Consider the following 11,909-nt stretch of genomic DNA (forward strand, 5'->3'; position numbering starts at 1 on the left):
TACGGGGGTCGCCGACCCGGGCGTGGCGGTCGACGACCTCCTCATCGTGCGTCCTAACCCGTGACCAGCTGGCCGACGGCGTGCTCGACCGCGGACAGCGCCTTGTCGGCACCGGCCGGGTCGGTCCCGCCACCCTGGGCGACGTCGTCCTTGCCGCCGCCACGGCCACCGAGCTGCTCGGCGGCGACCCGGACCAGGTCGCCGGCCTTGAGCCGCCACTCGCGGGCGACGTCGTTCAGCGCGACCACGACGGCCGGCTTCCCGTCGTTCACGCCGACCAGCGCGACCACGGCCGGCTTGTCGGCCGGCATCCGGCCGCGAACGTCCAGCGCCAGCTTGCGCAGGTCGCCACCGCCGACGCCGTCCGGCGTACGGGCTCCGACGAAGGCGACGCCGAAGACGTCCTTCGGGCTCTTCGCCAGGTCACCCGCGGCCGCCAGCACCTGACCGGCGCGGACCTTCTCCAGCTCCTTCTCCGCCGCCCGCAGCCGCTCGGCCAGGTCGGCGACCTTGGCCGGGAGCTCCTCGGGACGGGTCTTCAGGTTCTCGCTGAGCAGCCGGACCAGCGACCGCTCACGGCCCAGGTAGTGCAGCGCGTCCATGCCGACGAAGGCCTCGATCCGGCGCACCCCCGCACCGACCGACGACTCGCTCGTCACGGTCAGCGCGCCGACCTGCGAGGAGTGCTTCACGTGCGTGCCACCACAGAGCTCGCGCGACCAGGGGCCGCCGATCTCGACGACGCGCACCTGCTCGTCGTACGTCTCGCCGAACAGGGCCAGCGCGCCCCACTCGCGGGCCTCGGGGAGTGTCATGTACTGCGCGGAGACCGCGAGGTCCTGCCGAACCGCGAGGTTCGCGACCTCCTCGATCTCCGAGCGGGTCGCCTGGTCCAGCGCCGACGACCACGCGAAGTCGAGCCGCAGGTAGCCGGGCTTGTTGTACGAACCGCTCTGCAGCGCGTTCGGGCCGAGCACCTGCCGCAGGGCGGCGTGCACGACGTGCGTGCCCGAGTGCGCCTGGCAGGCCTGGATCCGCCAGTCGTGGTCGACCTGCGCGTGCACGTCCATGCCCGGCTGGAGGACACCTTCGAGCACCTCGACGCGGTGCACGATCAGGCCCTTCACCGGCCGCTGGACGTCGAGCACCTTCAGCTTCACGCCGTCGGCGACGATCAGGCCCTCGTCGGCGATCTGACCACCGGACTCGGCGTAGAACGGGGTCTTCTCCAGCACGACCTCGACGGTTTCGCCCTGCTCGGCCGCGTTCGCCACGACGCCTTCGCGCAGCAGTCCGCGAACCCGCGAGTCGGTCGCCAGCTCGGTGTAGCCGGTGAACTCGGTCGTCCCGGACTCGCGCAGCTCGCGGTAGCCCGAGGTGTCGGCGTGGCCGGCCTTCTTCGCCCGGGCGTCGGCCTTGGCCCGCTCGCGCTGCTCCTTCATCAGCGAGCGGAAGCCCTCGGTGTCGACGTTCAGGCCCTGCTCGGCGGCCATCTCGACGGTCAGGTCGATCGGGAAGCCGTACGTGTCGTGCAGCTGGAACGCCTTCGCGCCCTCGAGCTGGTGCGCGCCGCCGGCCTTGGTCTCGCGGACGGCGACGTCGAAGATCGTCGTACCGGCCGTGAGGGTCCGGCGGAACGCCTCCTCCTCGGCGTACGCGACCTGGCTGATCCGGCCGAAGTCGGCCTCCAGCTCGGGGTACGACTTCTTCATCTGCTGCAGGCTGACCGGGAGCAGCTCGACCAGGCTCGGGTCCTCGTAGCCCAGCAGGCGCATCGAACGGATCGCGCGGCGCAGCAGGCGGCGCAGGACGTAGCCGCCCTGCTCGTTGCCCGGGGTGACGCCGTCGCCGATCAGCATCAGCGCGCTGCGGACGTGGTCGGCAACCACGCGGAAGCGGACGTCGTCGACCTGCTCGGACCCGTACTTGCGGCCGCTCAGCTCCGACGCCTTCTCGATCACCGGGAAGATCTCGTCGATCTCGTACATGTTGTCGACGCCCTGCAGCAGGAACGCGACCCGCTCCAGGCCCAGGCCGGTGTCGATGTTCTTCTTCGGCAGCTCACCGAGGATCGGGTAACCGTCCTTGCCGCCGCCCTCGCCGCGGATGTTCTGCATGAAGACCAGGTTCCAGAACTCCAGGTAGCGGTCGCCCGCCTCCCAGTCCCGGTCGGCGCCGAACTGCGGGCCGCGGTCGATCAGGATCTCCGAGCACGGGCCGCACGGGCCCGGGATGCCCATCGACCAGAAGTTGTCCTTCATGCCGAGCCGGACGATCCGGTCGTCGGGCAGCCCGGCGACCCGCTTCCAGATGTCGATCGCCTCGTCGTCCTCGTAGTACACCGAGGCGTACAGGACCGACTCGTCGAAGCCGTAGCCGCCTTCGCTCTGCGGCTTGGTGACCAGCTCCCAGGCGAACTGGACGGCTTCTTCCTTGAAGTAGTCGCCGAAGGAGAAGTTGCCGTTCATCTGGAAGAACGTGCCGTGCCGGGTGGTCTTGCCGACCTCCTCGATGTCGAGGGTCCGGACACACTTCTGCACACTGGTCGCCCGCGCGTACGGCGGCGTCTGCTGGCCGACGAAGTACGGCACGAACTGGGCCATCCCGGCCACGTTGAACAGCAGGTTCGGGTCCGGGGACGGCAACGGCGCGCTCGGCACCACGGTGTGGCCCCGGTCCTCGAAGAACTGCAGGAACCGCCGCCTGATCTCACTGGTTTCCATGGGTGTTACCGGTCGCCCTCACGATCGTGTGCTGCTGTGTCGATACCGAGCGCGTCGCGCAGCTCGGTCTCCCGCTCGGCCATCCCGGCCCGGACCTCGTCGCCGAAGTGCCGGATCGCGCTGGCCATCTTGTCCGCCGAGGCCTGCAGGCTCTCCGGCGCGAGCACCTGGGCCCGCTTCTTCAGCCGGGTCACGGCGTAGACGCCGACGGCGGTGCCGATCACGAACCACAGGATCCGCTTGATCACAGGTCACCTCGCTTGCGCGCCTTGCGCTCGGCCTTCATGTCGTCCTTCACCCGGCGGGCCACGTCGCGGCGCTGGCTGTCGCCGAGCGCCTTGCGCACGCCGTACGTGAACGCGGCCGCCTTCACCAGCGGACCGCCGGCGGTCGCCGCGAACAACGACGTCAGCGCCGCCGCGTTGGTCGTCACGGTGGTCGCGTTGTCGGTGATCGTGTCCACCTTGGCCAGCTGCGCGTTGGTCGTCGCGACGGTCTCGGTGACCTCGCCGAGCAACGGGATGCTGGAGTCGGACACGCCCTTCACCATCAGCCGGGTCTCGTCGAGCACCTTGCCCAGCTTCAGGATCGGGTAGGCCAGCAGGCCGACCAGGACGAGCAGTGCGCAGGCTGCTATCAGCCCCGCGACTTCACCGACGCTCATTGGAAACGATCCACCTTCCCGTTGCGACCACGTGGACCGCCCGACCTTATCGCGCGGCCCTACCGCACTCCGCTCCAGGACACCATCCCCCAGATCACAGTCCCTCACCAACTCGGCTGTTCGCCTGCTGTGGACAACTGGCGGCGGTCGATCATCGCGTGGTGGGCCTCAGTCGAACGTGACGGTGAGCTGCCGGACCTTTCCCTCGGAATCCCAGGCGAACTGCATCGTGCCGGTCGCACCGGAAGCCCAGGCGAAACGGGCGGTGCCGTCGTCGTGCGTGGTGTCGAGCAGGCGCATGGTTTCGGTGGGCGGGTTCGTGCGGTAGCCCTCGGCGATCGCCTCGCGGCCGTGGAACGGACCGGCCGGAACGTTGGTGAACGCCATCGTCGCGTCGTCGGCGAAGCGGTGGGAGAAGGTCTCCCAGTCGCCGCTGGTGACGGCTTCGTTGAAGGCCTCGACGTGCTCGGCCACGCTCCGGCCTCGTGAGTTGTCCATGCCCCAGTGTGGACTTGATCGGCGTGGCCTGGGGGCGGCTTACAGTCGGTCGGGTGGCGATCGAGTACTACCTGCAGCTGTGCAGTACGACGGCCCCGGAAGCCATCGGCGCGCTGCTCGTTCCGCCACTGACGCGGGTCGCATGGGAGGCGCCGGTCTCGGCGTACAAGAGCGCCGGCGGGTTGTTGGTCACCGTGCGTTTCGACGGGAGGGCCGACCTCGTCCTGGAGGAGCCGGAGATCTCGGTCGGTTTCCGGTTCGACAAGTTCGCGGACTTCGAGGTCCAGAACGCCGAGATGGTGCGGCTCGTCGTCGTACTGCTCGCTGCGCAGACCGGGGACGCCGTCCTGCAGCAGGACTTCGAGCGGATCCTGCTGCTGCGCCGAGGCCGGGAGCTGACGGTCAGCGAGACGTTCTTCTGGACGCCTGAACTGCTGGCGCAGCTACCGTCGCCGTACGAGCGCCGCCCGATGCCCTACCCCGGGGACTAGCGGTCGCGGAGGATCTTGCGGATCGCGGCGACGCGGTCGGCGTACGCGGCTTCGCCGCCGCGGCGGGTGGGTTGGTAGTAGTCGACCTGGTCGACGACGTCCGGCGCGTACTGCTGCGGGACGACTCCGCGGGGGTCGTTGTGCGAGTACTTGTACGCCGAACCGTGGCCGAGCTTCTTCGCGCCGGCGTAGTGCGCGTCGCGCAGGTGAGGCGGGACCGGGCCGACCTTGCCGGCCTTCACGTCGGCGATCGCCGCGTCGATCGCCGTGATCACCGCGTTCGACTTCGGCGCGAGCGCGAGCGCGACGACGGCCTGCGCGAGGTTGATCCGCGCCTCCGGCATGCCGATCAGCTGCACCGCCTCGGCCGCCGCGATCGCGACCCCGAGCGCCGTCGGGTCGCCCATGCCGATGTCCTCGCTCGCCGAGATCACCAGGCGGCGGGCGATGAACCGCGGATCCTCGCCGGCCTCGACCATCCGCGCCAGGTAGTGCATCGCCGCGTCGACGTCCGAGCCCCGGATCGACTTGATCATCGCGGAGGTGACGTCGTAGTGCTGATCGCCGGCCCGGTCGTACCGCACGGCCGCCCGGTCGACGGCGGTCTCCAGGGTCTTCAGATCGATCAGTACGGCGGACGGCGTTGCGTCAGCATCTTCGCCTTCAGCTGAAGCCTTGGCCTTCGCTCCCCCGGCCGCCGCCTCCAAGTACGTCAACGCACGCCGCGCGTCCCCGCCGGCCATCCGCAGCAGGTGGTCCTTCGCGTCCGCGGCCAGCTCGAACTCGCCGTTCAGGCCGCGCTCGTCGACCAGCGCGCGATCGAGCAGTACGGCGATGTCGTCGTCGGTGAGCGACTCCAGCGTCAGCAGCAACGAGCGCGACAGCAGCGGCGAGATCACCGAGAAGAACGGGTTCTCCGTCGTGGCGGCGACCAGCGTGACCCACCGGTTCTCCACGCCCGGCAGCAACGCGTCCTGCTGGGCCTTCGTGAACCGGTGGACCTCGTCGATGAACAGCACGGTCTCGACCGCCCCACCCGGCCGCGACAACTCCCGCCGAGCGGCGTCGATCACCTGCCGGACGTCCTTCACCCCTGCCGTCACCGCCGACAGCTCGACGAACTTCCGGTTCGTCTGGTGCGAGACCACCGCGGCGATCGTCGTCTTGCCGGTCCCCGGCGGACCCCACAGCAGGAGGGACATCGGCTGGTCGCCCTCGACCAACCGCCGCAACGGCGACCCCGGCGCCAGCAGATGCTGCTGCCCGACCAGCTCGTCCAGACTCCGAGGCCGCATCCGCACCGCCAGCGGCGCCGACGTGTGATCGGCGTCCGCCAGACTCCCACCCCCACGCGCGGGAGCAGGAGCACCAGGAAGATCGAACAGGCCTTCGGTCACCCGTCGAGCCTACCTACGCCCACCGACACGCCGCCGTACCGGGCGCCGTCCCGAACCCGGCACCTTGAACACCAAACCGCGACCTCGGACAAGAAATAGCCTGTCCGAGGACCCGATTTCCTGTTCAAACCCCCACTCCGATGCCCAACCATCGGGGGCAGGAACGGCCAGTAGGCCTAGCTACTTCCTCTTCTCGTCTTCGTCCTCGTCCGCCTCGCGGAGCTCCTCCGGCAGCTCGTCGGCGAGCTCGTCCTCGTCGAGGTCGCGGAGCTCCTCGGGCAGGTCGTCCTCGTCGAGCTCGACGGGGGTGTCGTCCTCGACGGTGACCAGCTCGTCGCCCTTGACGGCGTTGCGGAGGCGGCCGAGGATCCGGTCGGCCTCGGTGCCGAAGGGGTTGTCGTTGACCAGGTACGTCCACGTCGCGGTCGGGCGCGGTACGCCGGTCTTCTCCTCGTCGAGGCCGGACTCGCCGATCTCGGCACCGGCCAGCGACTCGGCGGCGTCGGTCCAGGCGTCGTCGACCAGGGTCCTGAACGACTCGATCGCCAGCTTGTTGAACTCGTCGATCGGCTTCTGGTGCACGATGCCGCCGGCCAGCGAGCGCAGGTGGATGCCTTCGCGGAGGTCGGCCAGGTACGCGACGTGGTCGGTCCAGCGGCGGTCGAGGTGGTGCAGGGCGATCCGGCGAGCGGCGTCCTTCACCACGGACTCGTCGTGCGCCTCGACGAGCTCGTCCCAACGCTCCTTCGACGCGGCGGCGAGCTTCTCGGCGGCGAGGTCCGAGACCAGCACCTTCTCCCGGGTGTCCAGCACGATCGCGCGCTGCTGCTCGGTGAGCCGGCTGTACGACCACGTCGTCCGGAGCAGCTCCGCGTTCGCACCGTCGGCGACGCGCTGCGCGTGCTCGAGCGTGCCGATCGCCTTCCGGTCCGTCAGCCGGCCCTCCTTGTCCGGCGACGGCCGCAGCCCCGAGGTGATCGAGTACCGCGTGACCAGCTCGTCGGCCAGGCTCGCGAAGAACACCGACCCGCCCGGGTCACCCTGCCGCCCGGCACGGCCGCGCAGCTGGTCGTCCAGCCGCCGCGAGGCGTGCAGACCGGTGCCGACCACGTACAGACCTCCCAGCTCGGCGGCCCGCTCGCGCCCGTTCGACCCGTCGCGACCACCCAGCCGGATGTCCGTACCGCGGCCGGCCATCTGCGTCGACACGGTCACCGTCTCCGGCACGCCCGCCTCGGCGACGATCGCGGCCTCCTCGGCGTCGTTCTTCGCGTTCAGCACGACGTGCGGCACGTCCGCGGCCTCGAGCTGGTCGCTGAGCTGCTCGGACTCCTCGACGCTGTGCGTGCCGATCAGGATCGGCCGCCCGGTCTCGTGGACCTCCTTGATGTGCGCGACCAGCGCCTTGTTCTTCTGGTCGACGGTCAGGTACAGCCGGTCGGCCTCGTCGATCCGGATGTTCGGCTTGTTCGGCGGGACGACCGCGACCTCGACGTCGTAGAACTCCTGCAGCTGCTCGCCGACGACGACCGCCGTACCGGTCATGCCGCACAGCTTCGGGTACCGCTTGATCAGCGCCTGGACGGTGATGCTGTCGAGCACCTCGCCGCTCTCGCTGACCGGCACGGCCTCCTTCGCCTCGACCGCGGCCTGCAGCCCGTCGGGCCAGCGTTGCAGCTTGGCGATCCGGCCGCGGCTGTTGTTGATCAGGTGGACCTTGCCGTCGCGGACCAGGTAGTCGACGTCCCTGCGCAGCAGCACTTCGGCGTGCAGCGCGACGTTGACCTGGGTCATCTTGTCCAGGTTCGCGTCGTCGTACAGGTCGATGCCACCGAGGTGCTCCTCGACGGTGTCGGTGCCCTTGTCGGTCAACGCGACCGACCGGCCGTCGCCGTCGATCTCGTAGTCGACACCCGCGCGCAGCGTCCGGACCAGCTGGACGACGTCGTCGTCAAGCTCCTCGGACCGGGTCGCACCGGCCAGCACCAGCGGCACCCGGGCCTCGTCGATCAGCACCGAGTCGGCCTCGTCGACCAGGGCCACGTCCGGCTCCGCGGACACCCGGTCCGCGACGTCGGCGACCAGCCGGTCGCGCAGGACATCGAACCCGACCTCGCTCACCGGCGCGTAGCAGACCTCGGCCTGGTACGCCGCGCGCCGCTCCTCGGGCGTCGAGGCCTGCCCGACGTGGCTCACCGTGACGCCGAGCAGCTTGTACAGCGGCTCCATCCACTCCGCGTCGCGCTCGGCCAGGTAGTCGTTGACCGCGAGCACGTGCACCTTGCGGCCACCGATCGCGTACCCGGCGGCGGCGAAGGCGCCGGCCAGGGTCTTGCCCTCACCGGTCGCCATCTCGACGACGCGACCCTGCAGCAGCGCCAGCGCGCCGACGATCTGGCCGTCGAAGGCCCGCTCGCCGAGCGCGCGCTCGCCGGCCTCGCGGGCCAGCGCCAGGAACTCGATCAGCCCGTCCTCGTCCAGGCCGCCCTCGGTCCGCATCTCGGCGACGACCTCGGTCAGCTCCTCGTCGGTGAGGCCCTTGGAGGACTCGCCCGCCTCACCGACCGCGGTGGTCAGCTTCTCGTACGGGCCGAGGTCGATCGAGCCGGGGCGCTGCAGGAGCCGGCGGAAGCGCGAGGTGAGTTTCAGAGCCATGATCTCCGCAACGTACAACGTGACCCGGTCGTTCCGTACGGCGACCCGCGTGTTACCGCGCGAGGACCAGCCGGCCTGTCAGGGAGTCCAGGTGTACGGCGTGGTGGTGGTCACCGCGTGCAGCCCCAGCTTCTGCAGAATCGGGCTGGAGTCCGGCGAGGCGTCGACGCGGAGGTACTCGTACCCACGCTCGCGAGCGATCCGGGCCCGGTGGACCAGCATCGCCGAGTACAGCCCGCGCCGCCGCCACTCCGGCAGCGTCCCGCCGCCCCACAGACTCGCGAACCCCGTCCCGGGGTGGAACCGGATCCATCCGGACGTCAACACCGGCCCAACAGAATCCAGCGCGTTCTCCACCACGCTGACCACCAGCCGGTCGGGGAACATCCGCGCCTCGCCGGCCAGCTGCTCCTCGATCCGCTCCATCCCGTTGTGCCACAGCGTGTCGGTCAGCACGGCGATCCGGTGGAAGTCCGCCGCCGCCTCGACGTCGCGGATCACCACCTTCGACGGCAGCGTCAGCGGGCGCTGCAGGATCGTCTCGACGTCGCCGAGGATCAGCGTCTCCGGGTCCTCGGCGGTGAACCCGTGCCGGACCAGCCGCTCGCCGAGGTCGGCCGGTTCGTCGTACGCGTAGGTCTTCCACTCGAACGCCAGACCGCGCTCGCGGAAGAACGCCAGCTCGCGCTCGATCACGGCGTCCGGGTCGTCGCCCAGGCCACGCGGGGTCTCGACGAAGCCGCCGCCACCCGGGCCTTCGGCGTACGACCGATGGACGAGGCCGTCGTGCTCGACCTTCCAGCCCGGGATGGTGTCCGCGTCGGGCAGACGGATGCGGCGATGGAAGACGTCGAGAAGCTCAGCGGAAGTTTTCATCGAGCCTCATCTTCCTCGCCGTGGTGTCACCCGTCATCCCTATTAGTCCGCGGCTAGAGGACCTTGTTCAGCGCGTCGAAGAAGACGTTGCCGAGGACCAGCTCGTACGGCGCGGTGAGCAGCTCGGCGAGCTCGGCGACGTCGGTCGGGGTCCAGTTCCACGCGTTGATCGCACCGGCGATGAACAGTGGTGCGTCACCGGTCCACGCCTTGGTGTGCTCGTCGAGAGCCGCCTTGTACTCGGCCGCCTTGCCGGGCGGGGAGAAGTTGCCGATCACCGGCAGGCCTCCCCGGCGGACGAGCAGGTCGCCCTTCTCCCAGGACTGGATGATGCCGCGGATCTGGGTGTGCTCGGCGTACGCGCGGCCGATCGCCTCCGAGAACGGCACCCACGCGTCGCCTTCGCGATGGTTGTAGGCGTAGACGAGGTCCATGCCGGTACGGCGTACATAGGTCCCGGAGAGCTTGAGGTACGCCTCCATCTGGTCCGCCGGCCACGCTCCGGGGTAGGTGTAGCCGGCGCCGGACGGGCCGCAGACCAGCAGGTCGTTCTTGGTCGCGGTGCGCTGGTAGTGGCTCAGGATGCCCGGGCCGATGTCGGCCAGCAGCGGGCTGACGGTCCAGTTCGCCGGGGCGTCGCCGCGGCGCGGGTCGTCCCACAGGTCGCGCATGTGCCGCTGGCAGTACTGGACGTTGTCACCCTCGCCGAAGGTCAGCGTCACGTAGATCTTCTTCCGCGGCGTGATCGGCGTGAACTTCCTGACCTTGTCCGAGATCGGCGCGGCGACGCCGGAGTGGACCGTGCCGTTCATGTAGAAGTCGGCCGGCAGCACTTCGGAACCGCCCTGCGCGGCCAGGTCGACCCCGCTCCACTCCCCCGCGACGTCGTTCGCGAACCAGCCGGCGTACGGCGTGGTCGGGCCGACCTTGCTGAAGTGCTCGCGCAGGAGATCGCCGGTCGGCCCGTTCGGCGGGAGCCAGCTGACCAGCGACCTGGTGGCGACGACGTAGTCGCGGAAGTACGGGAACGGCTCGACCCGGGTCGGCGCGGTGTCGGTGGCGGTGACCAGGTACTGGTTCCACATCTCGACGGTGACGGTCAGGTTCGTCGTACCGGCGGGTGGGGTGAACTGGTAGATGAAGTAGCCGCCGCCGTCGGCGAAACGGTTGCCTGCGGCACCGATCGAGGAGTTCAGGCCGTCGAACAGGTACGGCGCCTCCTCGGGGGTGCCGGGTGCGAAGGTGGCGATCGTCACGCCGTTCGCCTTCGCGGTGACCGACAGCACCGACGGGCCCCAGCCGTCGTCGCCGAAGGAGTCCTGGAAGCGCACGAACACGGTGCCCTGGCCGAGCGCCGGCGAGACGTCGAGGGTGAACGTGCCGCGGTTGGACTCGTCGCGGATCTGCCGGGTCTCGCGGGCGATCTCGCGCCAGGTCACGTTCTCGGCCTGCACGACCATGGTCGGCGGCAGGCCGGCGAGCAGTTGGTGCGAGCAGCGCGGGAACAGGTTGGTGAGCTGCCAGCGGTACGTCTTCACGCGGTCGTCGTCGAACATCCCGCGCAGGTCCTTCACGACGCGCAGCCCGTGCGCCTTGGCCTGGGCCGCGTCGGCGACGACCGCGTTCTCCAAGCCGGCCAGGGTGGTCGCGACGTTGAGCGAGTCGGGGACCTCGGGGTCGTGCAGGACCGCTCCGCGGACGTGGCGCTTGTACTTCGCGACCAGGTCCAGCGGGTCGGCGTACCGGGTGGTCGGTACGCCGGTGTTGCGCAGCCAGCGGGCGTCGACGCCGTCCGTGCCGCCTGGTGAGTAGAGGAAGTAGAGCTCGGGGCGGGTGCGGTTCACCACGCCCTGGAGGGTGGTGAGCAGGGTCTGATCGCCGCCGCTCAGCTTGCTGACATCGCCGTAGTGCAGGTGGTGGGGGCGGGCGAAGGCCGGCAGCAGGCGCCGGCCTCCGGTGTTGCTCGCAGCGCTCACCAGACCGCTGCCGACCTGCCCGGTCGCTGCCGCGGACCCGGCCTGGAACCAGCCGAATCCACCGGCGGCCACCGCGCCGCTGCCCGCCAGGAACGTTCGTCTCGAGACCATCGTGACCACTCCCCTGTCGCTGACATCGCTGTCAAATGCGGGCGACAGTAACAACGGCGTCACACGCTGTACAGAGCTCGACAACGTTGTCCGGGAAGATTTTGGAATCGTTTCCGTCCGAGCGGGCTCAAGCGGCTGGGACGACCGCCGCGGTCGGCTACCAGGCTTCGTCGAGCAGCCGGCCGGCCTCGGACCGGCTCAACCCCGCGCGACGCGCGGCCCGGGCGAAGGTCTCCGCCGCGGCCCGGGCCTGCTCGTCGTCCACCTGGCTGCGCGAGGCGAGCACGAACGTCCCGTTCCGGCCCTCGGTGCGGACCAGCCGGTCCGCCTCCAGCTCCTTGTACGCCCGGGCGATCGTGTTCGTCGCCAGCCCGAGATCGCCCGCGAGCCCACGGACGGTCGGCAACCGCGTCCCCTGGGCCAGGTCCCCGTTCCGGATCAGTGCCTCGATCTGGTTCTTCACCTGCTCGTACGGCGGCTCGGAGCCGGCCGGATCCACCGAGATGTCCACCCGGCTG

At 70.0% G+C, this 11,909-nt stretch carries 10 protein-coding genes; 1 reads left to right on the forward strand and 9 read right to left on the reverse strand.

Annotated features, from left to right (window positions below):
- Nucleotides 1-53: 53 nt before the first annotated feature.
- The 4 genes from alaS to ABD235_RS12745 all read right to left on the reverse strand — a co-directional run bounded on the left by alaS (nt 54) and on the right by ABD235_RS12745 (nt 3,885).
- Nucleotides 54-2,723 (reverse strand): alanine--tRNA ligase, encoded by a 2,670-nt coding sequence (gene alaS, locus ABD235_RS12730; RefSeq protein WP_344173442.1) that lies wholly within the window; start codon nt 2,721-2,723, stop codon nt 54-56.
- Between the two features lie 5 nt (nt 2,724-2,728).
- Entirely contained in the window at nt 2,729-2,971 is a 243-nt protein-coding gene (locus ABD235_RS12735; protein WP_344173444.1) for a DUF6167 family protein, read from the reverse strand.
- A complete protein-coding gene (locus ABD235_RS12740) occupies nt 2,968-3,387 on the reverse strand; it encodes a DUF948 domain-containing protein (RefSeq protein ID WP_344173446.1) in 420 nt (139 codons plus the stop codon). Before ABD235_RS12740 ends, ABD235_RS12735 begins: the two co-directional genes overlap by 4 nt.
- 168 nt (nt 3,388-3,555) lie before the next feature.
- Nucleotides 3,556-3,885 carry a nuclear transport factor 2 family protein gene (locus tag ABD235_RS12745; protein WP_344173448.1) on the reverse strand — a complete coding sequence of 110 codons (330 nt, stop codon included), beginning with the start codon at nt 3,883-3,885 and terminating at the stop codon, nt 3,556-3,558.
- 53 nt (nt 3,886-3,938) lie between these two features.
- Here ABD235_RS12745 and ABD235_RS12750 point away from each other — a divergent pair, with 53 nt between their 5' ends.
- The gene (locus ABD235_RS12750; protein ID WP_344173450.1) at nt 3,939-4,376 is read left to right on the forward strand and encodes a SitI3 family protein; all 438 of its coding nucleotides are present in this window, start codon (nt 3,939-3,941) and stop codon (nt 4,374-4,376) included.
- On the opposite strand, the gene ABD235_RS12755 is transcribed toward ABD235_RS12750, so the two are convergent.
- The 5 genes from ABD235_RS12755 to ABD235_RS12775 form a co-directional block, all read right to left on the reverse strand.
- Complete coding sequence (locus ABD235_RS12755) at nt 4,373-5,773, reverse strand: replication-associated recombination protein A (protein ID WP_344173452.1); 1,401 nt, start codon at nt 5,771-5,773, stop codon at nt 4,373-4,375. The genes ABD235_RS12750 and ABD235_RS12755 overlap by 4 nt on opposite strands.
- Before the next feature lie 180 nt (nt 5,774-5,953).
- Nucleotides 5,954-8,428, reverse strand: a complete 2,475-nt coding sequence (gene secA2 / locus ABD235_RS12760; protein ID WP_344173454.1) for an accessory Sec system translocase SecA2 — start codon at nt 8,426-8,428, stop codon at nt 5,954-5,956.
- Nucleotides 8,429-8,506: 78 nt separating this feature from the next.
- Nucleotides 8,507-9,304, reverse strand: a complete 798-nt coding sequence (locus ABD235_RS12765; protein ID WP_344173456.1) for a GNAT family N-acetyltransferase — start codon at nt 9,302-9,304, stop codon at nt 8,507-8,509.
- A 53-nt stretch (nt 9,305-9,357) separates the two neighbouring features.
- On the reverse strand, nt 9,358-11,391 hold the full coding sequence (locus ABD235_RS12770; protein WP_344173458.1) for a GxGYxYP domain-containing protein: 2,034 nt from the start codon (nt 11,389-11,391) through the stop codon (nt 9,358-9,360).
- A 157-nt stretch (nt 11,392-11,548) separates the two neighbouring features.
- On the reverse strand, nt 11,549-11,902 hold the full coding sequence (locus ABD235_RS12775; RefSeq protein WP_344173460.1) for a GntR family transcriptional regulator: 354 nt from the start codon (nt 11,900-11,902) through the stop codon (nt 11,549-11,551).
- Between the last annotated feature and the right edge of the window lie 7 nt (nt 11,903-11,909).

Source organism: Kribbella lupini (genome assembly GCF_039529595.1).
Lineage (GTDB): Bacteria > Actinomycetota > Actinomycetes > Propionibacteriales > Kribbellaceae > Kribbella > Kribbella lupini.

Excerpts from the sequence above, each read along its gene's own strand:
- alaS (WP_344173442.1), bottom strand. The coding sequence starts at position 2,723 with ATGGAAACCAGTGAGATCAGGCGGCGGTTCCTGCAGTTCTTCGAGGAC.
- ABD235_RS12740 (WP_344173446.1), bottom strand. The coding sequence starts at position 3,387 with ATGAGCGTCGGTGAAGTCGCGGGGCTGATAGCAGCCTGCGCACTGCTC.
- ABD235_RS12745 (WP_344173448.1), bottom strand. The coding sequence starts at position 3,885 with ATGGACAACTCACGAGGCCGGAGCGTGGCCGAGCACGTCGAGGCCTTC.
- secA2 (WP_344173454.1), bottom strand. The coding sequence starts at position 8,428 with ATGGCTCTGAAACTCACCTCGCGCTTCCGCCGGCTCCTGCAGCGCCCC.
- ABD235_RS12765 (WP_344173456.1), bottom strand. The coding sequence starts at position 9,304 with ATGAAAACTTCCGCTGAGCTTCTCGACGTCTTCCATCGCCGCATCCGT.
- ABD235_RS12770 (WP_344173458.1), bottom strand. The coding sequence starts at position 11,391 with ATGGTCTCGAGACGAACGTTCCTGGCGGGCAGCGGCGCGGTGGCCGCC.